At 69.0% G+C, this 23,158-nt stretch carries 16 protein-coding genes and 1 pseudogene; 8 read left to right on the top strand and 9 right to left on the bottom strand.

The features are described from left to right. Positions 1-24 precede the first annotated feature (24 nt). The 6 genes from FQY83_RS08780 (at position 25) to FQY83_RS08755 (ending at position 11,347) form a co-directional block, all read left to right on the top strand. Positions 25-1,326 (top strand): MFS transporter, encoded by a 1,302-nt coding sequence (locus FQY83_RS08780; RefSeq protein ID WP_146387144.1) that lies wholly within the window; start codon positions 25-27, stop codon positions 1,324-1,326. Positions 1,327-1,402: 76 nt separating this feature from the next. Further along, entirely contained in the window at positions 1,403-4,273 is a 2,871-nt protein-coding gene (locus FQY83_RS08775) for a glycosyl hydrolase 115 family protein (RefSeq protein ID WP_146387142.1), read from the top strand. 186 nt (positions 4,274-4,459) lie between these two features. Beyond that, positions 4,460-5,884 carry a glucuronate isomerase gene (uxaC, locus tag FQY83_RS08770; protein WP_146387140.1) on the top strand — a complete coding sequence of 475 codons (1,425 nt, stop codon included), beginning with the start codon at positions 4,460-4,462 and terminating at the stop codon, positions 5,882-5,884. 74 nt (positions 5,885-5,958) lie between these two features. Then, positions 5,959-8,724: a beta-galactosidase GalB gene (galB, locus tag FQY83_RS08765; protein WP_146387138.1), complete on the top strand. Its 2,766-nt coding sequence runs from the start codon at positions 5,959-5,961 to the stop codon at positions 8,722-8,724. Next, on the top strand, positions 8,721-9,872 hold the full coding sequence (locus FQY83_RS08760) for an endo-1,4-beta-xylanase (RefSeq protein WP_146387136.1): 1,152 nt from the start codon (positions 8,721-8,723) through the stop codon (positions 9,870-9,872). Before galB ends, FQY83_RS08760 begins: the two co-directional genes overlap by 4 nt. A gap of 482 nt (positions 9,873-10,354) precedes the next feature. Beyond that, positions 10,355-11,347 (top strand): glycoside hydrolase family 88/105 protein, encoded by a 993-nt coding sequence (locus tag FQY83_RS08755; RefSeq protein ID WP_158636466.1) that lies wholly within the window; start codon positions 10,355-10,357, stop codon positions 11,345-11,347. A gap of 102 nt (positions 11,348-11,449) precedes the next feature. Here the strand turns inward: FQY83_RS08755 and FQY83_RS08750 are convergent, their stop codons facing one another. Together FQY83_RS08750 and FQY83_RS08745 are read right to left on the bottom strand one after the other, a co-directional pair. Next, positions 11,450-11,881 carry a hypothetical protein gene (locus FQY83_RS08750; protein WP_146387132.1) on the bottom strand — a complete coding sequence of 144 codons (432 nt, stop codon included), beginning with the start codon at positions 11,879-11,881 and terminating at the stop codon, positions 11,450-11,452. Continuing rightward, complete coding sequence (locus tag FQY83_RS08745; protein ID WP_146387130.1) at positions 11,878-12,210, bottom strand: autorepressor SdpR family transcription factor; 333 nt, start codon at positions 12,208-12,210, stop codon at positions 11,878-11,880. The genes FQY83_RS08750 and FQY83_RS08745 overlap by 4 nt, the downstream gene beginning before the upstream one ends. 280 nt (positions 12,211-12,490) lie before the next feature. On the opposite strand from FQY83_RS08745, the pseudogene FQY83_RS17775 reads away from it, so the two are divergent. Continuing rightward, positions 12,491-12,798: pseudogene (locus tag FQY83_RS17775) on the top strand (LysR substrate-binding domain-containing protein); the annotation flags it as partial. 118 nt (positions 12,799-12,916) lie between these two features. Here FQY83_RS17775 and FQY83_RS08730 read toward each other — a convergent pair. From FQY83_RS08730 to FQY83_RS08720, 3 genes are all read right to left on the bottom strand, one after another. Further along, positions 12,917-13,807 carry an MBL fold metallo-hydrolase gene (locus FQY83_RS08730; RefSeq protein ID WP_146387128.1) on the bottom strand — a complete coding sequence of 297 codons (891 nt, stop codon included), beginning with the start codon at positions 13,805-13,807 and terminating at the stop codon, positions 12,917-12,919. Between the two features lie 125 nt (positions 13,808-13,932). After that, positions 13,933-14,733, bottom strand: a complete 801-nt coding sequence (locus FQY83_RS08725) for an alpha/beta fold hydrolase (RefSeq protein ID WP_146387126.1) — start codon at positions 14,731-14,733, stop codon at positions 13,933-13,935. 65 nt (positions 14,734-14,798) lie between these two features. Further along, positions 14,799-15,347, bottom strand: coding sequence for a cysteine hydrolase family protein (locus tag FQY83_RS08720; RefSeq protein ID WP_146387124.1), 549 nt, complete (start codon positions 15,345-15,347; stop codon positions 14,799-14,801). Positions 15,348-15,448: 101 nt separating this feature from the next. On the opposite strand from FQY83_RS08720, the gene FQY83_RS08715 reads away from it, so the two are divergent. Then, positions 15,449-16,417, top strand: coding sequence for a GlxA family transcriptional regulator (locus FQY83_RS08715; RefSeq protein WP_202878173.1), 969 nt, complete (start codon positions 15,449-15,451; stop codon positions 16,415-16,417). A gap of 193 nt (positions 16,418-16,610) precedes the next feature. On the opposite strand, the gene FQY83_RS08710 is transcribed toward FQY83_RS08715, so the two are convergent. The 4 genes from FQY83_RS08710 to FQY83_RS08695 all read right to left on the bottom strand — a co-directional run bounded on the left by FQY83_RS08710 (position 16,611) and on the right by FQY83_RS08695 (position 22,785). Continuing rightward, positions 16,611-17,921, bottom strand: a complete 1,311-nt coding sequence (locus FQY83_RS08710; RefSeq protein WP_146387120.1) for a GntT/GntP/DsdX family permease — start codon at positions 17,919-17,921, stop codon at positions 16,611-16,613. 182 nt (positions 17,922-18,103) lie between these two features. Continuing rightward, on the bottom strand, positions 18,104-20,122 hold the full coding sequence (locus FQY83_RS08705; protein ID WP_146387118.1) for a YjhG/YagF family D-xylonate dehydratase: 2,019 nt from the start codon (positions 20,120-20,122) through the stop codon (positions 18,104-18,106). Positions 20,123-20,368: 246 nt separating this feature from the next. Continuing rightward, positions 20,369-21,970, bottom strand: coding sequence for an aldehyde dehydrogenase (NADP(+)) (locus tag FQY83_RS08700; protein WP_146387116.1), 1,602 nt, complete (start codon positions 21,968-21,970; stop codon positions 20,369-20,371). Beyond that, a complete protein-coding gene (locus FQY83_RS08695; protein ID WP_146387114.1) occupies positions 21,967-22,785 on the bottom strand; it encodes a fumarylacetoacetate hydrolase family protein in 819 nt (272 codons plus the stop codon). Before FQY83_RS08695 ends, FQY83_RS08700 begins: the two co-directional genes overlap by 4 nt. Between the last annotated feature and the right edge of the window lie 373 nt (positions 22,786-23,158).

Below are 23,158 nucleotides of genomic sequence, written 5' to 3'. Positions count from 1 at the left end.
CGCAACGGACAAGGCGGAACGCGCATGAGCGGCGCATCCGCGCACACTCCCGCGCCGCCGATGTTCAGCCGCTACCGCTGGGTCATCTGCGCGCTGCTGTTCTTCGCCACCACGATCAACTACGTCGACCGGGCGGTGCTCGGCGTGCTCGCGCCGACGCTGGTCGCGGAGTTCGGCTGGAGCGAGCAGGACTACGGCGTCATCAGCGCATCGTTCACCCTCGCCTATGCGATCGGCTTCCTGTTCGCCGGCTGGTTCATCGACCGCGTCGGAACGCGCATGGGCTACAGCGTGTATCTCACGATCTGGTCGTTCGCGGCGGCCGCGCATGCGCTGGCGAAATCGGTCGCCGGTTTCAGCCTCGCGCGCTTCGTGCTCGGCCTCGGCGAGTCAGGCAACTTCCCCGCCGCGGTCAAGACCGTGGCCGAGTGGTTTCCGAAACGCGAGCGAGCGCTCGCCACCGGCATCTTCAACGCCGGTTCCAACATCGGCGCGATCGTCGCGCCACTGCTGGTGCCGTGGCTGGCGCTGACCTGGGGCTGGCGCACCGCATTCGTGGTCACCGGCCTGGCGGGACTGGTGTGGCTGGCGTTCTGGCTGCCCGTGTACCGGCGCCCTGCCGAACACCCGAAGGTGTCCCGGGCCGAACTCGCCCTGATCGAGAGCGATCCGCCCGATCCGCCGGTGCGCGCGTCGTGGCTGCAACTGCTGCGTTTCCGCCAGACCTGGGCGTTCACCGCCGGCAAGTTCCTCAGCGATTCGGTGTGGTGGTTCTACCTGTTCTGGTTCCCGATGTTCATGGCCGATCGCTTCGGCGTGGACCTGCGCACAATTGGTCTGCCGATGGTCACCGTGTTCCTGCTGGCCGACGTCGGCTCGGTGAGCGGCGGCTGGTTCAGTTCGTTCCTGATGGCGCGCGGCTGGAGCGCGAACGGTGCGCGCAAGACCGCGATGCTGATCTGCGCGCTGTGCATCCTGCCGGTGGTGTTCGCGCCGCATGTCGAAGGACAGTGGGTCGCGGTGTGGCTGATCGGCCTGGCCGCGGCCGCGCACCAGGGCTTCTCCGCCAATCTGTTCACGCTGACCTCGGACATGTTCCCGCGCGCCGCGGTCGCCTCGGTGGTCGGCATCGGCGGCTTCGCCGGCGCGATGGGCGGCTTCTTCATGAACCTCGGCGCCGGCTGGCTGCGCGAACATACCGGCAGCTACGCAGCGATGTTCATCATGGCCGGCTGCGCCTACCTTGCGGCGCTGCTGGTCATCCACCTGCTGGCGCCAAGGCTTGAACCGGCGCGGCTGGACGCGCCGGCCGGCACGCAGGCCTGAGTTCCACGCCGCGGCGGACGCCGCGACCGATCGACAACGCGGCGCATGATCGCGCCGGCACGAGGACACCTGTCACATGAGACGTTCGCCCCTTCTCCTGATCGCCCCGCTGGCCTGCCTGCTCGCCGCCCTGCCCGTCGCCGCGCTGGCGGCGACGGACTGCCGCGCGCCCGCTGCAGTGTGCGAATCGCGCAGCACGGGCGCGCTGGCGCTGATCGAACGTGGCCTGCCGCTGCATGTGCTGGTCGACCAGGACGACTTCACCGCCGTGCATCGCGCCGCCGAGGCGTTGCGCAGCGACCTGGCGGCGGTGTCCGGTGCCGATCCCGCGACCGCCGCGCCGCGCACGGCGATCATCGCCGGCACCCTGGGCCGCAGCACACGCATCGATCGCATCGTGCGCGAGAAGCACATTGACACCGGTGGCGTCGATGGCGTCTGGGAGGCCTACCTGCTGCAGGTGGTCGACGCGCCCGAACCCGGCATCGATCGCGCCCTGCTCGTGGTCGGCGCCGACCGCCGCGGCACCGCCTTCGGCCTGTACGAACTCTCGCGCCGCATCGGCGTCTCGCCCTGGACCTGGTGGGCCGACGTGCCGCCGCCGCACCGCGCCACCCTGCACGTCGCGCCAGGCCGCTTCGTCGACGCACCGAAGGTGAAGTACCGCGGCATCTTCATCAACGACGAGGATCCCGCGCTCGGCGGCTGGATGCGCGAGACCTACGGCGGCGCCGACCATCGCTTCTACGAGCGCGTGTACCAGCTGATCCTGCGCCACAAGGCCAACTACCTGTGGCCCGCGATGTGGCAGCCGCGCGCGTTCTACGAGGACGATCCGCGCAACGCCGAGGTGGCCGACGACTACGGCGTGGTCATCGCCACCACGCATCACGAGCCGATGATGCGTGCCCACGACGAATGGACCCGGATCGGCAAGGGCCCCTGGGACTACAACCGCAACGCGAAGGCGCTGCGGGAGTTCTGGCGGGGCGGGATCGAGCGACTGCAGGGGCGCGAGGCGGTGGTGACGCTCGGGATGCGCGGCGACGGTGACGAAGCCATGAGCGAGGACACCGCGACCTCCCTGCTCGAGAAGATCGTCGCCGACCAGCGCGAGATCATCGCCGGGATCACCGGCAAGCCCGCCGAAGATACGCCGCAGGTCTGGGCGCTGTACAAGGAAGTGCAGGACTACTACGACAAGGGCATGCGCGTCCCCGACGACGTCACCCTGCTGTTCTCCGACGACAACTGGGGCAACATCCGTCGCCTGCCCACGCCGGGCGAGACGCGCGCGGGCGGCTACGGCGTCTACTACCACTTCGACTACGTCGGCGGCCCGCGCAACTACAAGTGGCTCAACAGCACCCAGGTCGAGCGCGCATGGGAGCAGATGCGGCTTGCCTGGGCGCACGGCGTGGAGCGGCTGTGGATCGTCAACGTCGGCGACATCAAGCCGATGGAGCTGCCGATCAGCGCCTTCCTCGACCAGGCCTGGGATCCGGACGCGGCCGACCTTGCGTGGATCGCGCGCTATCCGGCGGCGTGGGCCGCGGAACAGTTCGGCGGCACGCACGCGCAGGCCATCGGCGAGATCCTGTCGCGCTACACGCAGTACAACGCGCGGCGCAAGCCGGAGCTGATCTCGGCCGATACCTGGAGCCTGCTGCACGACGGCGAGGCCGATCGCGTCGTCGCCGACTGGGACGCGCTGGAGGCGCGCACGCTGGCGCTCGCCAAGCGCCTGCCGGCCAGCCATCGCGATGCGTACTACCAGCTGGTCGAATACCCGGTGCTGGCCAGCGCCAACCTCAGCCGCATGTACGTGGCCGTGGCGCGCAACCGGCTCTACGCCGCGCAGGGCCGCGCCTCGGCGAACTTCTGGGCGGACGAGGCGAAGCGGCTGTTCGAGCGCGACGCGGAACTGCAGCGCGTGTACGAACGCGAGATCGCCGGCGGCAAGTGGATCCACATGATGTCGCAGGTGCGGATCGGCTACACGCACTGGCAGCAGCCCGAGCGCAACGTGCTGCCGGCGCTGTCCTACGTCGACGTGCCGGCGCGCGGCGTCACCGGCGTTGCGGTCGAGGGCGACGCGCGGGCCTGGCCGCAGCGGGCGCAGTCGCCGCGGTTGCCGAGGCTCGATCCGGTCGGCGCACCGACGCGCGGTGTAGTGGTGTACAACCGCGGCGCGGACAAGCTCGGTTTCAGCGCGAAGTCTTCGCAGCCGTGGCTGAAGGTGTCGCCTGCGCAGGGCGAGGTCGAAGACGCCCAGGCGCTGACGCTGGCCGTCGACTGGGCGAAGCTGCCAGAAGGCGAGCACGAGGCCGTCATCGCCATCCTCGGCGCCGACCGCACCGAGGTCTACGTGCAGGTGCCGGTGCGCAAGCCGCCCGCGCACCATGGCGCGCGCGGCTTCGTCGAGGGCGACGGCGTGGTCGCGATCGAGGCGGCGCACCATGCGCGCGCGGTCGCGCCGGTCGGCGGTGAATGGCAGGTGGTTCCCAACCTCGGGCGCACGCTGTCGGGCGTGACGGCGTGGCCGGCCACCGGCGAACCGCTGGTGCCGGGCGGCGACGGCGCGCGGCTGGAATATCCGCTGGTGATGGACGACGACGGCGAGGTCGAGGTGCGCGTGGTGCTGTCGCCGACGCTCGACATCCGCAACCGCGGCGGCCTGCGCTACGCGGTCTCGATCGGCGACGAGGCGCCGCAGGTCGTGAACGTCCGCCTCGACCCGACGCCGGGCGACCGCGACTTCCGCGCCTGGGAGCACGCGGTGATCGACAGCGTCCACGTCGCCACCTCGCGCCACCGCGTCGCGGCGGGCGCGAACACGCTGAAGCTGTGGCTGGTCGATCCGGGGCTGGTGTTCCAGCGCGTCGAGGTCGTGAGCGATTCGCGCCAGCGCGGTACGCTCGGGCCGGTGGAAAGCGCGCGGCGATGAAGCCTTCATGCACCGACAACGACATCGTCATTCCCGCGAAGGCGGGAACCCAGCGTCTTGGGCTTGTCTGCTATCGAGACGAGGAAAAGCAAGACACTGGGTTCCCGCCTTCGCGGGAATGACGGAAAACAGATCGATCCCGGTGCGCGAAGCGCGCCCATCCTGACGACACAACCGAACCCCACCATGAACGCAGCACCCCACCCCCTCACCCTCCACGAAGACCGCCTGTTCCCGTCCGACCCGACGCAGCGCGCGATCGCGCGCCGCCTGTACGCGCAGGTGGCTTCGTTGCCCATCGTCAGCCCGCACGGCCATACCGATCCATCGTGGTGGGCGGACGACGCACCGTTCGCGAACGCCACCGAACTGCTGCTGGTCCCGGACCACTACCTGTTCCGCATGCTCTACAGCCAGGGCATCGGGCTCGACGCGCTCGGCATCCCGCGCGCGGACGGCTCGCGCGCCGAGGTCGACCCGCGCGCGGCCTGGCGCCTGTTCGCACGGAATTTCCACCTGTTCCGCGGCACGCCCTCGTCGATGTGGCTCAACCATGTCTTCCATGAGGTGTTCGGCCTGCGCCTGCGTCTCGACGACGGCAGCGCCGACCTCTACTACGACACCATCGCCGACGCGCTGCAGACCGCCGCCTTCCGCCCGCGCGCGCTGTTCGAGCGCTTCAACATCGAGGTCATCGCCACCACCGAGTCGCCGCTCGACCCCCTCGCCCACCACCAGGCGATCCGCGACAGCGGCTGGGGCGGACGCGTCATCACCGCCTACCGCCCCGATCCCGTCGTCGATCCGGAGCACGAACAGTTCCCCTCGGCGCTGCAGCGCTTCGGCGAACTCACCGGCGAAAACGTCCACGACTGGGACGGCTACCTGCGCGCGCACCGCCAGCGCCGCGCCTTCTTCGCCGCGATGGGCGCGACCTCGACCGACCACGGCCACCCCAGCTGCACCACCGCCGACCTGCCGCCGGCGCAGGCGCGCGCGCTGTTCGCGAAGATCGTCGCCGGGCAGTTCACCCCTGCCGAGGCAGAGCTGTTCCGCGGCCAGGTGCTGACCGAGATGGCGGCGATGAGCCTGGACGATGGTCTGGTGATGCAGATCCACCCCGGCTGCTTCCGCAACCACAACCGCGGCCTGTTCGAACGTTACGGACGCGACAAGGGGGCTGACATCCCGCTGGTCACCGAATACGTGCACGCGCTCAAGCCGCTGCTCGACCGCTTCGGCAACGAACCGACATTCCGGCTGATCCTGTTCACCCTCGACGAAAGCACCTACGCCCGCGAGCTCGCCCCGCTGGCCGGCCACTGGCCCTGCCTGTTCCTCGGCCCGGCGTGGTGGTTCCACGACGCACCCGAGGGCATGTGGCGCTTCCGCGAGCAGACGCTGGGCACGGCAGGCTTCTACAACACGATCGGCTTCAACGACGATACCCGCGCCTTCCTCTCGATCCCCGCGCGCCACGACGTCGCGCGCCGCATCGACTGCGCCGTGCTCGCGAAGCTGGTGTCCGAACACCGCATCGACGAGGACGAAGCCTCCGAAGTCGCGACCGATCTCGCCTACCGCCTGCCGAAGGAGGCCTACCGGTTGTGAGCACGTCCCATGTCCCTTCTGCCCCTCCTGTAGGAGCGGCTTCAGCCGCGACCGCCCTTGCGGGTCTGCCCCGGATGGCGCGCACGCCGGTTCACGTGACCGGGTCGCGGCTGAAGCCGCTCCTACAAGGGCTGGTCTTGCTGTTCGCCTTCGTCACGGTGGCCGACGCGGCCGCGCCCCGCGAACGCATCCGCCTCGACACCGGCTGGCGCTTCCACCACGGCGATCCGCCGGGGATCGATGGCCGGCTCGACTATGACGTGCGCCCGGAAATCGCGCAAAGCGCCGACGGCAAGGTCGCCGACGCGCGCCCCGACGAGGCCGTGCGCATCGACGCGGACCGCCCGGTGCTCAAGCCCTGGATCCTGCCGTCCGCAAACCGGCTGATCAAGGATCCGGCGAAGCGGCACGCGCGCCCGCAGTCCGAACCCGATGTCGACGTCGCGTTCGCGAAGCACGATTTCGACGACCGCGCCTGGGAGGCCGTCACCCTGCCGCACGACTGGGCCATCGCCGGGCCCTTCATCGCCGACGGCCCCTACGGCGGCATGGGCCGGCTGCCGAGCTGGGGCATCGGCTGGTATCGGCGCACGCTCGACATCCCCGCCTCCAGCGCCGGCCGCTCGGTGTTCCTCGACGTCGACGGCGCGATGTCCTACGCCAGCGTCTGGCTCAACGGCCGCCTCGTCGGCGGCTGGCCCTACGGCTACAACAGCTGGCGGCTCGACCTCACGCCATATGTCGTGGTCGGCAAGCCCAACCAGCTCGCGATCCGCCTCGACAATCCGCCGGAATCGGCACGCTGGTATCCCGGTGGCGGCCTGTATCGCGACGTCTGGCTGACCATCACCGATCCGGTGCATGTCGCGCACTGGGGCACCTACGTCACCACGCCCGAAGTCTCGAACGACGCTGCCACGGTCCACCTGCGCGTGGCGATCGACAACGACAATGCGCACGAAGCGCGCGTGCGCGTGGCGACCGAATTCTTCGCGCTCGACGCCGCCGGCCGGCGCGTCGGCGAACCGGTGGCGCGCATCCACCCGATCGGCCTGCAGGTCGTCCCCGGCGGTACCACCGCCGTCACCTCGGGCACGCGCATCGACCGCCCGCGCCTGTGGGGCCCGCCGCCGAACCAGCAGCCGCACCGCTACGTCGCCGTCACCACGCTGACCCGCGACGACGGCGTCGTCGACCGCCACGAAACCCGCTTCGGCATCCGCCAACTCGACTTCGATCCCGATCGCGGGGTCGTGATCAACGGCGAGCATATTCCGCTGCGCGGCGTGAACCAGCACCACGATCTCGGCGCGCTCGGCGCCGCGTTCAACGTCCGTGCCGCCGAGCGCCAGCTGCAGATCCTGCGCGAGATGGGCGTCAACGCGATCCGCCTCGCGCACAACCCGCCCGACCCGCAGCTGCTCGAACTCACCGACCGCATGGGCCTGCTCGTCGTCGATGAGGTGTTCGACTCCTGGGAGAAGAAGAAGACGCCACTCGACTTCCACCTCGTCTTCCCCGACTGGCACGAGCCCGACCTGCGCGCGATGCTGCGCCGCGACCGCAACCATCCGTCGGTAATCCTGTGGAGCGTCGGCAACGAGGTCGGCGAGCAGTACGACGGCGAGGTCGGCGCGGAGATCGGCCGCCGGCTGGTGGCGATAGTGCGCGAGGAAGACCCGACCCGCCCGACCACCGCGTCGATGAACTGGGCCAAGGCGGACATGCCCTTCCCCACCGCGTTCGACGTGGTCAACCTCAACTACCAGGGCGAAGGCATCCGCCAGGAGGCCGAGTTCGAAGGCACCGAGCGCATCCGCACGCCGCCGTCGTACCCGGCGTTCCGCGCGGCCTTCCCGGACAAGGTGATCATGGGCAGCGAAACCGCCTCGGCGGCCAGCAGCCGCGGCGTCTACCTGTTCCCGGTGACGCCGCATGCGAGCGCGCCGATCCGCGACGACAGCGGCGGCGACCCGGTGAACCACCACGTCAGCGGCTACGAGCTGCACGCGGTGGACTTCGGTTCCTCCGCCGAGCGCGTGTTCGCCACGCTCGACCGCCACCCCTACGTCGCAGGCGAACTCGTCTGGAACGGCTTCGACTACCTCGGCGAACCGACGCCCTACTACGCCGCGCGCAGCTCGTACACCGGCATCGTCGACCTCGCCGGCTTCCCCAAGGACCGCTACTGGCTGTACCAGTCGCGCTGGCGCCCGGACCTGCCGATGGCGCACATCCTGCCGCACTGGAACTGGCCGGGCCGCGAGGGACAGGTCACGCCCGTGCACGTGTTCACCTCCGGCGACGAGGCCGAACTGTTCGTCAACGGCGTCTCGCAAGGCAGGAAGCAAAAGGGCGAGTACGAGTACCGCCTGCGCTGGGACGACGTGAGGTACCAGCCCGGTGAGCTGCGCGTGCAGGCGTACCGTGGCGGCGAGCCCTGGGCGGACGCCCGCGTCGAGACCACCGGTGCACCGGCGCGGCTCGCGCTGGAGGCCGACCGCGACCGCATCGCCAACGACGGCCGCGACCTGTCGTTCGTCACCTTGCGCGTGCTCGACACCGAGGGCCGCGCGATCCGCAACGCCGACACCCGCGTGCGCTTCCGCATCGAAGGCCCCGCCGAACTGGTCGCGACCGACAACGGCGATCCGCGCGACCTCACCGCGTTTCCGTCGCCCGAACGCAACGCCTTCAGCGGCCTGGCGCTCGCCATCGTGCGCGCGATCCCGGGCGAGTCCGGCACGGCGATCCTGCACGTCGATTCCGGCTCGCTGCAGGGCGCCAGCCTCCCGATCCAGGTCGAAGCGGCGCGAACCGAACCAGGAGAGACACCATGACATCGAAACGCCCTCTGCTCCTGCTGGCCGCGCTGACCATCGCCTGCGGCGCCATCGCCGCCGACGGGACGCCACCGCCGCGCACGCTCAAGGGCGCGTATGCCGACGCATTCACGATCGGCACCGCGGTCAACGACGAGATCGTGTCGGGCCGCGACGCGCGCTCGCAGGCGCTGGTGCCGCTGCACTTCAACACCATCACCGCCGAGAACGTGATGAAGGCCGAGGTGCTGCACCCCGAGCCCGGCAAGTGGGACTTCTCCGCCGCCGACGCCTTCGTCGACTTCGGCGAGAAGCACGGCATGTTCATCGTCGGCCACACCCTGGTCTGGCACAACCAGACGCCGGACTGGTTCTTCTACCGCGGCGACGGCAGCCCGGTGGGCCGCGAAGCGCTCGCCGAACGCATGCGCGACTACATCCAGACCGTGGCCGGCCGCTACGCCGGGCGCGTGCAGGCCTGGGACGTGGTCAACGAGGTGATCGGCGAGGACGGCGGGTACCGGCCGACCAAGTGGGTCGAGGGCATCGGCGACGGCGATGAACTGGTGCGGCTGGCGTTCAAGTACGCCGGCGAATACGCGCCCGGCACCGAGCTCTACTACAACGACTTCAACACCTGGCGACCCGAGAAGCGTGCCGGCATCGTGCGCATGGTGAAGATGCTACAGGACGCCGGCATCCGCATCGACGGCATCGGCATGCAGGGCCACTGGGGCCTCAACTACCCGCCGATCGAGGAGATCGAAGCCTCGATCGACGCCTACGCCGCGCTCGGCGTCAAGGTGATGATCACCGAACTCGACGTCGACGTGCTGCCGCTGACCCGCGAAGGCCAGATCATCGGCACCGGCATGTCGCACCCGCAGTTCCAGCTGCCCGAATTCAAGCGCTTCCTCGACCCCTACCGCGACGGCCTGCCGCCCGACGTGCAGCAACGGCTCGCCGAGCGCTACGCGGAGCTGTTCCGCCTGTTCCACCGCAAGCGCGACGTGATCGACCGCGTCACCGTCTGGGGCGTGGACGACGGCATGTCGTGGAAGAACGACTACCCGATCCCCGGCCGTACCAACCATACCCTGCTGTTCGACCGCGAGCGCAAGCCCAAGCCGGCGTTGGAAGCGGCTCTGAGCGTGCCGCAACCGTAGGCGGAGCCGCATCGGCCGGCACCCCGAACACGGTCATCTCGAACGCACGGACCATCGCCCCCGCCGATGTCATCTCGAATGCATGTGCCGCCACCAACGATGTCATCTCGAGCGCAGCGAGAGATCTGCTTCCCGCGCAGACCGGCCAGCCCGCGGCCACACTCGGTCGTCATCCCCGCGAACGCGGGGATCCAGCGTCTTCATGGCCGGAACAGGATGGCCCCAGCCTTCTCGGGTGATGACGACCCGCACCCGCTACTCCCGACCAGACCAAACCTCCGCATACCGCAGGAACGCCCATGCGCCCGACCCCATCTTCCTGTTGGCCGCTACTCGCCCTGCTCGCACTCGTTCCCGCAGCCTGCAGCCTGACGCACGCCGCCCGCACGCCTGCTCCCGCACAGGCACCCGCGTACCCGGCGAACAGCGCTGACGCCGAAAACGCCGGGTTGCACAACTGGCCGGAACGCGCCGACCCAGCCTTGATCGGCTCACGGCTGGCCCACGCCTTCGCCCGCGTCGATCCCGAGAATTCCAGGCACTACAAGCTCGCCTGCACCTGGTACGGATCCCTCGCCGTGGCCGACCTGCTGCACGACGAGGCGCTGCGCGACACCCTGGTCGCGATGTACACCCCCTACCGCGACAGCCACGCCGACCTGCTCGCCGGCCCGGGCCACGTCGACGACAACGTCTTCGGCATCGTGCCGCTGGAAATCGCGCGGCAGACGCGCGACGCCGGCCTGCTCGCCGAAGGCCTGCGGATCGCCGACCACCAGCGCGCGCGCATCGACGCGCACAAGCGCTTCGCGATCGACGACATGTTCATGATCACCGCGCTGCAGGTGCAGGCCTGGCGTGCGTCCGGGGACCCCGACTACCTGGACACGGCCGCGGCGGCGATGGTCGAGTACCTCGACGCCCTGCAGCAGGACGACGGCCTGTTCTTCCACCACGCCGACTTCCGCCACCGATGGGCGCGCGGCAACGGCTGGGTCGCCGCCGGCATGACCGAACTGCTGCGCGAACTGCCGCCGGACCATCCGCACCACGGCGCCATCCGCGCCGGCTTCGAACGGATGATGCGCGGACTCCTGTCCCACCAGATCACGGACGGCGACGGCGCGGGACTGTGGAAGCAGGTCATCGACTCGCCCGACCCGCGCAACTGGCCCGAAACCTCCGGCAGCGCCATGTTCACCTACGCCATGATCACCGGCGTGCGCAGCGGCTGGCTGGATGCCTCCACCTACGGACCCGTCGCACGCGCCGGCTGGCTGGCGTTGGTCGACCGCCTCACGCCGGACGGCGAACTGCGCGACGTCAGCATGTGGGCGTACAAACCCGATTCGCATCCCGGTGGCCCGGACCATGCCGGCGACGAGGAAAACTACTACTTCCAGCGTCCCCGCCTGACCGGCGACCAGCACGGACAGGCGCCGATGCTGTGGGCCGCGGCGGCGCTGTTGCGTTAGGCAAACGGCCTGCCCACGTGTTTCCTGGCACGAGCAGGCGTTGGCGGCGCCATGCCCGGTGGCGGGCCCTGGAATCCCGACGACGTGCTTCCGACGTCCGGCTCAGCCACTCGTCGACCTGCGGCCGGCAACGGACTTCCATACCGTATAGCCGAGCATGACGGCGACGCTGGCGCCGACAGCCGCCAGCGAACCGGCCTTGGCAATCTCCTGCGGCGCGAACGCCCACAGTGCGGCCCACGCCAGGAATGCCAGTGTCATGGTCCAGCCGCTGACGCGCGCGACCGCCTGCGCCAGCGTCGCCTCGCGCATCGACCGGGGCGGCGCTTCGTGCATCACTTTCGGCATGACGTTGAAGTAGACCGCGAGGGCAAGACCCATGACGACGTTGTAGGCGCGCACGACCAGCCCATGGTCGATCCATCCCTGCTTGCGCGCCAAGGCCAGCAGCAGGGCCGCTCCGATCATCACGGCAGCGAGTTTGACGGCGAACAGGACATGCTTGCGGGCGCGGGGATTGCGGTTCTCGCTCATTTCTCGGCTCCTTTTCGGGTTCTTTTCGGCTTGGCCCCGCCAGCGGAGTCCATCGTCGCGCGCCCTCCGGCGCCGATGCCGAACAACTGGGTGAAGCCCAGCAATGCGTCCTCCAGCACCGACAGCTTCAGCTGGTAGATGATGCTCGTGCCGATCTTGTTGGCCTCGATCAGGTCGGCCTCGCGCAGCACCGTGAAATGCGCGGACATGGTCGGTCGCGACACCGGGAAATGCTCCGACAGCTCTCCGGCGGTCATCGGACGCTGGCGGAGCAGTTCCAGCACCTTGCGGCGGGTCGGGTCGGCCAGGGCTTTGAAGACGGCGCTCATTGTCGCTGTTTAGCTAAATATCTAAATATAAGTCAAGCAGTCTTTCCACGATCTGCCAAGTCATTGGCTACACGGGATTTTCAGCAGGAAGCACGGGGTTCGAAGGCATGGCTTCGCCCGCCACCCGACGATCTTCAGTGGGGAATCCGCGCGATGACCTTGATCTCGAAGTCGAACCCCGCGAGCCAGTTGACGCCGATCGCCGTCCAGTTCGGACAAGGCGCTTCCGGGAAGACCTCGCTCTTGACGGCCATGATCGTGGCGAACTGATGCTCGGGACCAGCTCGACCTGGGCGCCAGCGACCGCAAGGTGGACCTGATCGACCAGAACGTGGATTGCGTGGTGCGCGGCGGCGAACTCACCGAGCCTTCGTTGCGCCCGCCATGTCGCGGACCTGCCGCTGAGCGTGTACACCGCACCGGACTACCTGGCCCGTGCGCATGCGGGTGCGCCGACCCATCCGCAGGCGCTCGAGGTACATGGCGCGCGCACCGCTGGCCCGCGGCGAACTGTTGCCGCCGTTCGAAGACTGGCAACTCGATCCGATGCCGCTGTACGTGGCCTTCCCGCCCAGCCGGCATGTCACTCGCGGGCCGCCCGGGGCCCTTTGCGGGACCTCGTACGCGCTTCCGTCCTTGCGTCGTTGCTTCCTTTCGGCCAGACGCGGACGCTTGTCCCGCTGGCTGCGATGACATGCGGACCCGCTCAGAAGAGGTACGACTCTCCATCGGCTGGTATCAGGGTGCGCGTGGCATCCAGATTCGCTTCGGTGATGTATCTACCCACCTCCGGACGCGACTGGGTGGCGTGGTTGACTGCTTCCATGTGCACCCCGATCAGCACGGCATCCGGCGCCATCCTGCGGGCCCGCGCGAGATCCTCCTTGCCCATGATGATCGAGCCCTCGAATCCGGGGATGCGGGCGTAGCCGGTATTGAGCACGATCACATCCGGCCGGTGCTGCCGGATCGCGGCTTCGACTTCCGGGCGCCAGATGGTGTCTCCCGCGATGTAGACGGTCTCATGCCCCGGACGCTCGAAGACCACGCCCGACACCGTCCCCAGCACGGGAGCAAGCTTGCCCAGATGCCCGTCGGTGCCGTGCTGTCCGCCAATGCGGGTCAGGCGCGTGCCATTGAAGCTCGTGTCGCTTCCAAGCACGCGAACATCGGTGAAGCCATCCTTGCGGACCGTCGCGGCATCCCGCTCGTCCTGCACGAAGATCGGCATCGACTTCGGCAACTGTTGCCTGGCGGCGTCGTCCCAATGGTCCAGATGGGTGTGCGTGACGACAACGGCGTCGGCATCCAGAACGACGTCCAGGGGCACCGGAAGTCCGACCAGCGGGTTGCGCAGGTGACTGTTGTGCGTCCCCTTGAAGCCCGGGTAGGCCCCTTCCTCGGCGAGCATGGGGTCGACGAGGAAGGTGGTGCCGGCATAGTCGAGCTTGAGCGTCGCATTGCGAATCAGCTGGAATCCGACCACGCCGGCATCGCCCCGGGGGGAAGGCGCATCGGTCGCCGGTTCGGCGGTACTGCAGGCGGCAAGCGCGAGGACAGCGGCAGTCAGAAAAGGCAGGGAGGTCAATGTCTTCATGGGGTAAGCCATGTGTCGGAGTGAGCGGAGAGACTGACGAAGGCACGACCCGTCGAACCCGGACATCCAGGGCAACGACGGAAGGAGAGCACCTCCATCCACCAGGCCGGTCTCGGTGTGCTGCCTCAGTGCTGCGCAGCCCGCGATCCGGCTTCCCTGGCAGCACGATCAATCGTGTCGGCAACCACCTTCGGCTGCGTCATGAAGACCGCGTGGCTGGCGGACACCTTGGTGATCTGCGCCCCAATGCGCCTTGCCATGTGAAGCAGCATTGCCTGATCGAATGCCTTGTCCTCGGTCGCGATGACCGCCCAGCTCGGCCTGGTCCGCCACGCCGCGTCCTTGAGCCGGGTCTCGAAGACCGACATGTTGATCGGCACCTGCGAGTCCCGCATGAATGCCGCGTCTGCGTCGCTTGCATCATGGGCGAAGCCGGCCTTGAACTTTTGAGGGCTCAGGAAACCAAACCCGTCCTTGTGGGTCTCGATGACGAACTCGGGGGTCGACGCAAACCCTTCGTATTGCTGGGCCGTCGTTTCTCCGGCGTCGGGCGACAGGGCGGAGACGTAGACCAGCCCAACCACGTTCGAATGGGTGCCCGCTTCGGTGATGACGGTGCCGCCCCAGGAGTGGCCGACGAGAATGGTCGGGCCATCCTGGCGATCGAGTGCGCGTTGCGTCGCGGCGACGTCATCCGCAAGCGAGGTGAGCGGGTTCTGCACGATGGTGACGCGGTATCCGCGCCGGTTCAGTTCCTCGTGGACACCGCGCCAGCCGGAGCCATCGGCAAAGGCGCCGTGCACCAGCACGACGTTCTTCGCCGCGTCGGCGGCAGGCGACGATGTGGCAGGCTGGGCGTGGGCCGCAGCGCTCACCGCAAGCGTGGTCATGGCAGTCGCCAGGATGGTTCGAATGTTCCTGATCATGGGCATATCCTCTGGATTGGAAGAACGGGTGGTCGTCGAACGACTTGGGATGCAGGAAAAGCGGTCTATCCGGACAGCAACGTATCGGTGGAAACGACGCTGGCATACGCGAATGCCAATGCGGCCACGTGGGCTGCATGTACCTGCGACGCCGACACGAACCGGGCGCCGTAGTTGATATCCATGGTGGCGCAGGCATCTTCGACAACCGTGACCTCGTAGCCGAGGTCTGCACTTGCCCTGGCCGTGGCGTCCACGCACATGTGGGACATGGCACCCAGCACGACGACGGCACCGACATCCTGCGCGCGCAATGTTTCCTGGAGCTGCGTGTCACGAAACGCGTTGGGATGATGCTTGACGACGACCTGCTCGCCTTGCGTGGGGCCGACCTGCGGGATGATTCCCACGCCGGGCGTACCGGGCATGAAGAAGGTCGCCTTGCTGCCGGGATTCTCGTGCAGGACGTGGATGACGGGTTCGCCCCTGGCGCGCGCGGCCCCGATGATCCGCGCGGCATTGGCCACGGCGCTCTCCATGCCGACCAGCGGCAACTTGCCGTCGGCGAGATACTCGTTCTGCAGATCGATGACGATGATTGCGCGCCTGTTCACGGGAAGTCTCCTGCGTTCCGGGGTAAGCGACAATCTAGGCCGTTGGCCCGCCCTGTAGAATCGGCTGAAGCGACAAAATCAGGGGTGATATGGACAGGTCCATGGACAGTCCCGTCGAGATCGGGCTCCTGCTGTATCCCGGCGTGCAGATGGCATCGGTTCTGGGAATGACCGACTTCCTGCTCTATGCCGACCAAGCGGCTCGCGGCAAGCGGGCGGGGTCGGAGGGGGCCGTGCTGAGGATCACCCACTGGACCCTGGAAGCAGGACCTGTGCCGGAGCGCGTGTTCGATTCATCCCCGACGTCGTCGAGCGAGCCCGCCATCGTGGTGATTCCGCCCGCCATGGCCCCGCTGGGTGAGGATGCAGCGATGGACTACGCACAATGGCTGCAAGGCCTGCACGCGAAGGGCGCCAAGGTTGCTTCCGTGTGCGCGGGAACGTTCGTGCTGGCGGCCACTGGCCTGCTCTCGGGGAGAACGGTGACCACGCACTGGTTCTTCAAGGACGCGCTGCAGGCACGCTTGCCGGATGCTTTCGTAGACACGGACAGATTGATCATCGACGACGGCGAGATCCTCACCGCAGGCGGCATCATGGCCTGGACCGACCTGACCTTGAAGCTGATCGGCCGCCTGCTCGGCGGACCCATCATGATCCAGACGGCGCGGGCATTCGTCGTCGACCCGCCGGGGCGTGAACAGGCCTACTACAGCGCTTTCGCGCCGAAGCTGGACCATGGCGATGCCGCCATATTGAAAGTACAGCACTGGCTGCAGACCACCGACACCCGGGAGACGGACCTCGAGACGATGGCCGCACATGCCGGCCTGGAGAAGCGCACGTTCCTGCGCCGCTTCCAGAAGGCCACCGGATTGACCTCCACCGACTATGTACAGCGCCTGCGGGTCGGCAGGGCGCAGGAGCTGCTGCAGTTCACGGCGCAGTCGCTGGAGCAGATTGCATGGAAGGTCGGCTACGCCGACGTGGGTGCCTTCCGGAAGGTATTCACGCGCGTGGTGGAACTGTCGCCCAGCGACTATCGCAAGCGGTTCCGTGCCATGTCCTGAGGCCGGCAAGGTCTTCTATCGGCGGCGTTCCCGGCCAACCCGGGGGATATGCCCGACACGTCCTGCTCGATGCAGTGGCTGCCGGCAGAATTCATGACCGAGACCTTGCGACGGCTGCGTCGATCCGTTCGACAGATCGCCTCGTGGAGGGAATGATCGCCCCGGATCGCTGGCCACCCACATGCGGCAACGCCTACGAGACGACCAGATCCAGCAACAGCACCCCACCCAACCCGACGATCGAGATGGTGGTCTCCATCACCGTCCACGACACGAACGTCTGCTTCATCGACAGGTTGAAGAACTCCTTGAACATCCAGAACGCGGAGTCGTTGACGTGCGATCCGAATACGCTGCCCGCGCCGACCGCGAGGACCATCAGCTCGGGCGATGCGCCACTCGGGCCGATCAGCGGGCCGACGACGCCGGCGGCGGTGATGACCGCGACGGTGGACGAGCCGATCATCACGCGCAGGATCGCGGTGGCCAGCCACGCGAACACCAGCGGCGGCATCTGCCAGGTGCTGCTGAACGAGGCGATGGTGGCGCCGACGCCGCTGTCGACGAGCACCTGCTTGAACACGCCGCCGGCGGTGATGATCAGCAGGATCACCGCGATGCTGGCGATCGCCGCGTTGAGCCAGCGGGTCTGCGTCTCCAGGCCCGCGCCGCGGCGATGGCCGAGCCAGTAGAACGCCACCAGCGTCGACAGCAGCAGGGCGATGGTGGGGTTGCCGACGAACAGCAGCGCGGTCTTCGCCACGCCATCGGGCAGCAGGCTTTCGGCCAGCACCGACACGCTGATCAGCAGCACCGGCGACAGCGCGATCAGGAACGAGGCGAATGCGCCCGGGAGTTCCTTGTGCGCGCTGCCGGAGGAGAACAGGTCGAGCATCGGCGGGTTGATCACCTGCATCCAGCGCCCGAGCAGCGGGCCGGCGATGACGACGGCGGGAATCGCCATGGCGATGCCGTAGAGCAGGGTCAGGCCCATGTCGGCACCGAAGGCGTTCACCAGCACCACCGGCCCCGGATGCGGCGGCAGGAAGCAGTGCGTGGTGCTGAGCGAGGCGACGGTCGGGATGGCGAGGTAGAGGATCGGCAGCCCGGTCTTGCGCGCCAGCGAGAAGATCAGCGGCACGAGGATGATGAAGCCGGCGTTGAAGTACAGCGGGATGCCGACGAGGAAGCCGGTCAGCAGCAGCGCCCACTGGATGTTCTTCTCGCCGAAGCGGCCGATCAGGGTGGTGGCGATCTTCTCCGCCGCCCCGCTCTCCTCGAGCACCTTGCCCAGGATCGCGCCGAGGCAGATCACCAGCGCCAGACCGCCGAGCGTACTGCCGACGCCGACGTCGATCGTCTTGAGCAGGTCCCGCGGCGACATGCCCAGGCACAGGCCGGTGAGGACGGCGACGATCAGCAACGACAGGAAGGGGCTGACCTTGCGCGCGGTCAGGAAGATCTGCAGCGCGATCGCTGCGGCGATGATCAGGAACGTGGTCATTGCGTGCGCCCTCCCCGGCGACCGGTCAAGTCCGTGGTTTCGATTTGGCTCTGCTGCCTACGGCTTCGTCTTGTCATTTCGAGTTCGTCTTGTCATTTCGAGCGAAGCGAGAAATCCCGCCATCAGCGCGAACGAGATCCCTCCCTTCGGTCGGGATGACAAGCGTGAAACAGTGAGGCGCACTAGCTCGCCTTTCCCGCGTCGCGCGCACGCTGCGCCAGCGCTTCGCGACCGGCGTGCAACGTCTCCACGATCCGGTCGACGTCATGGACGCAGCCCGCCCAGGTGCCGCCGCTCGCTTCCTGCAGCGCGGCCCACAGCCGGGTGTCGGCGGGCAGGCACGGATGCGCGGCGATCGCGGGATGGCGTTCGCGGCCCGCGAGCAGCGCGGCAGCGGCTTCAGGTTCCAGCGGCGCGTCGGGATCGGGGCCGATGAAATCGATGCGGCCTTCCAGCCGCGTGCGGTCGATCTCGATGCGGATCGCGTCGCCGTCGCGCAGGCGGCCGATCGGACCGCCCGCCAGCGCCTCGGGGCCGACGTGGCCGATGCAGGCACCGGTGGACACGCCGGAAAAGCGCGCGTCGGTGATCACCGCCACGTGCTTGCCCCAGGGCAGGTGCTTGAGCGCCGAGGTGAGCTGGTAGGTTTCCTCCATGCCCGTGCCGGCGGGTCCGCAGCCGGCGAGCACGATGACGTCGCCGGCCGCCACCGCCCCGTCGCCCTTGGCCTTGATCGCGCGGATCGCGTCGCGCTCGCTCGCGAACACGCGGGCGCGGCCGGTGTGGCGGTAGACGTTGTCGTCGTCGACCACCGACGGGTCGATCGCGGTGGCCTTGATCACCGAGCCCTCGGGCGCGATGTTGCCGCGCGGGAACACCAGCGCGCTGGACAGGCCCGCGGCGCGCGCGGCGTCCGGCCCCATGATGACGTGTCCCGGATCGACGCCGTCGAGCTCGCGCAGGCGCTCGCGCGCGATGCGGCGGGCGTCGCTGCGCTCCCACCAGTCGAGGTTGTCGCCGAGCGTTTGCCCGGTGACAGTGAGTACGTCGAGACGCAGCAGCCCCATCGCGCGCAGGTGCAGCATCACCTCGGGCACGCCGCCGGCCATGAACACCTGCACCGTCGGATGGTGGCGCGGACCGTTGGGCAGCGCGTCGACCAGCCGCGGCGTGGCGCGGTTGGCGCGGATCCAGTCGTCGACCGCGGGGCGTTCGACGCCCGCGGCATGCGCGATCGCCGGCACGTGCAGCAGCAGGTTGGTCGAGCCGCCGAATGCCGCGTGCACCACCAGCGCGTTGTCGAAGGCCTCGCGCGTGAGGATCCCCGACAGCGGGGCCCCCTGCCCCGCCAGCCGCATCAGCGCCAGCGCCGAGCGCCGCGCGATGTCGAGCCACACGGGTTCGCCCGACGGCGCCAGCGCGCTGTGCGGCAGCGCGATGCCCAGCGCCTCGGCGATCACCTGCGAGGTCGCGGCGGTGCCGAGGAACTGGCAGCCGCCGCCGGGCGAGCCGCAGGCGCGGCAGCCCATCGCCGCGGCGTATTCGAGGTCGATCAACCCGTGCGAGAAGCGCGCGCCGATGGTCTGCACGACGGCGGTGTCCTCGGCGCCGCGCGCCGGCAGGGTGACGCCGCCGGGCACGATCACGCCGGGCAGGTCCGCGCAGCCGGCCAGCGCCAGCATCGCCGCCGGTAGGCCCTTGTCGCAGGTGGCCACGCCGAGCACGCCGCGGCGCGTGGGCAGTGAGCGGATCAGGCGCCGCATCACCACCGCCGCATCGTTGCGGTACGGCAGGCTGTCGAACATGCCGGCCGTGCCCTGGGTGCGACCGTCGCAGGGATCGGAGCACATCACCGAGAACGGCAGGCCACCGTTTGCGGCGAACGTCTCGGCCGCCGCGCGCACCATGCGGTCGATTTCCCAGTGGCCGGTGTGCAGGCCGAGCGCGACCGGCTGCCCGTCCTCGGCGCGCAGCCCACCCTGGGTGCTGACGATGATGTACGGGTCGCGCGCGACTTCGGAGGCGCGCCAGCCCATGCCGGCGTTCTGGGTCATGCCGAAGAGGTGGCCGCTCGGCGCTTCGCGCAGCATGCGCGCGTCGATCGGAAGGTGGCCGGATGGGCCTTCGCCGGAGGTGCGCGTGGTGGCGATGGGGGAACCGTCGCCGAGGATGGCGGTGAGGCTGGCATCGGATGCGGTCATGGCGTTGTCTGGTGCAGGTCAACTTTCCCGTGTCCGTGACTACTCCTTCCCCCGCGTGCGGGGGAAGGCTGGGATGGGGGAAAGCTTTTCGACGAAATGCCTGATACCGACTGCCCCCCACCCCAACCCGCCCGGCCCGGCGCAGCGCGCCGGGCGTTCGGATGACCCGCGCGGCAATGCCGCGCAAACGGGTCTTCCTCACCCCCCGCAAGCGGGGGAGGGAGCAAAGCGGCAGGCGTCGCACGATCAGACATCACGCGTGGTCCATTCCCCATCGATCAGTCTCAGCAGCGAACCGGTGGGATTCCGGTCCTGCAGCGACGACGGCAGGCGATGCGGCCGCACGTTGTCGTAGCAATGCAGCGCGGAGAAGCGGACCAGCGACGCCGGAATCCCGACCGCGGTGAACGCGGGATGCCCGGTCGCGGGGAATGGCCCCCCGTGGTTCATCGCCGCGCTGACCGCGACGCCGGTCGGCATCTTGTCGTTGAGCAGGCGGCCGACGCGCGCGCGCAGGATCGGCGCGAGCGTGTCGTACGCGGCATCGTCGCTGCCGCCGGTATCGCTATGGATCGTGCCGGTGAGGTTGCCCTCCATCGCCTCGGCGACCTGCAGCAGCTGGCTGCAGGAATCGGCGACCACGACGAGATTCACGTGGCCGAAGGCCTCCGACTGCAGCGCTTCCGGATCGGCAAGGAAGCGCTCGCCGGACACGCGCAGCAAGGTCGGCTGGAACGCGAAGCCCTGCGCGTCTTCGGCGATCGCGCCACCGGCCAGCAGTTCCGCGCCCGCCGCCTGCAGCCTGGCGACGGTCGTCGCGATGTCGCGCGGCGCCTGCGGCGACAGCAGTACGCCCGGCGTCGCCGCCGCGGTCAGGCGCTGCAGCTCCGCGATGAAACGATCGACCCCGTCGCCGGCGCGCAACACCGTCACGCCCGGCTTGGTGCAGAACTGGCCGGCGCCCATCGCGCAGGAGCCGTGCAGTTCGGCGGCGATGGCGTCGCCGCGCTCGCGCAGCGCGCCCGGCAGCACGAATACCGGGTTGACGCTCGACATCTCCAGGTAGATCGGCTTGCCCACCGCATCGGCGGCAGCCTTGAGCTTCATCCCGGCCGGACGCCCGCCAGTGAACGCGGCCGCACCCAGGCGCGGATCGGTCACCAGGCGCAGGCCCAGTTCGCCGTCGGTGCGGAAGAACATCTGCACCGCGCCCGGCGGCAGGCCGGCCGCGTTCGCCGCGTCCAGCGCGGCCCCGGCCAGCAGCGCCGATGTGTGCGGATGCGCCGGATGCGCCTTGGCGATGACCGGATTGCCCGCCGCGATCGCCGCCGCGAAATCGCCGCCGGCGATGCCGTTGAACGCGAACGGGAAGTTGTTCGGACCCAGCACCAGCACCGGTCCGCCGAGCGGGCCGTGCACGGAGCGGATGTTCGCCGCGGTGTCGATGGTCGGCCGGCTCCAGCTGCCGTCGCGCGCCGCACTTGCGGCCTGGCGCAGCTGGTGCGTCGTGCGCGGCAGTTCGACGTTGCGCAGGCGCGGTTCGGCCGGCAGGCCGGTTTCGCGATGCGCGGCCTCGACCAGCGCGTCCGCCCTGGCCTCGATGGCGTCGGCGTAGGTCTCGAGGAAACGCGCGATCGTCTCCGGCGGCAGGTGCGCCATGCCCGCGGCGGCGTGTTTCCCGGCGTCCAGCATCGCCTCGAGGTCGCGCCAGCCCGAGACCGGAAATTCGCGGTCGGCCAGCGCTTCGCGCGTGGACGGCTCAAAGGCGTGGAAGCGACCGGTCGGTGCCTCGGCCTGCACCCAGCGGCCATCGACGAGGATCGGCTGCAGCACGGTGTTCGCATTCATTGCACGGGGTTCTCCAGGACCAGGCCATCGATGTCGATGCGCACGACGTCGCCGCCGCGCAGGGTGAAATCCTCGCCCGGCACGACGCCGGTGCCGGTGAACAGGAAGGCGCCGTGCGGCTGCGGCAGCTCGCGCAGCAGCCAGCCGGCCAGTTCCTCAAGGTTGCGCTTGATCTGCGAGGTGCGCGTCGCGCCCGAGAACACGGATGCGCCACCGCGCACGATCTCCAGCGAGATCGGCAGGTCGCGCATCCGTTCGGCCGCGCACAGGCGGATGCCGGGGCCGATGGCGCAGGCGCCCTCGTAGACTTTGGCCTGCGGCAGGTACAGCGGGTTCTCGCCCTCGATGCTGCGCGAGGACACGTCGTTGCCGGTGGTGTAGCCGACGATCCCGCCGCCGGCGTCGAGCACCAGCACCAGTTCCGGTTCGGGCACGTTCCAGTGGCTGTCGTCGCGCACGCGGATCGGCGCGCCGTGGCCGCGCACGCGCCAGCCGTTGGCCTTGAAGAACAGTTCCGGACGCTCGGCGCCGTAGACCTTCTGGTACACGTCCGCGCTCTGCGACTCGGCCTCGCGCGCCATGCGACTGCTGAGGTAGGTCACGCCGCTGGCCCAGACCTCCTGCGCGTCCTCGACCGGCGCCAACAGCGGCGCATCGGCGACATCGCCGCGCGGCAGCGATGCAAGCCGCCGCTGCGCGTCAAGGCCGGGAAGCGCCAGCCATTGCGACAGGGTGAAGTCCACCGGCAGGTAGCGGTCGTCGAGCGCCCAGCGGGGGCCGTCGGCGGTGGCGTGGCGGGTCAGCGTGGTGGGCATGTCACGGGATCCATGGCGGGGGTCGGGATGGAAGCTGCGGGAAAGCATCGCCGCGACTTGTCGATGAAGGAGAACGGACGCAGTCGCCACGTGTCCGCATGCGCGTCGCACATGCCTTCGCGCCAATTTGAGATCGCTGGGTCACGCGTCATCCCGGCGAACGCCGGGATCCATTTTTCAGTGGGCGTCCGATCTTCCCGCGCAAGGCGAAGATCAAGATGGATCCCGGCTTTCGCCGGGATGACGTCCTTGTTGGAGCCGCGCTCACTCCTGCACGAGGAATGTGGGCAGGCGCCCGGACACGCGTGGCATCGAAAGGCATTCCGGCAAGGTTGCCGATGCAACCGGACGGCTCGCACGGTCCGTAGCCCGT

Origin of the sequence: Luteimonas marina (assembly GCF_007859325.1) — a bacterium.
In the GTDB taxonomy this organism is placed as follows: Bacteria; Pseudomonadota; Gammaproteobacteria; order Xanthomonadales; family Xanthomonadaceae; genus Luteimonas; species Luteimonas marina.
The sequence above is the reverse complement of the archived record's forward strand: the minus strand, read 5'-3'. Positions and strand labels throughout refer to the sequence as shown.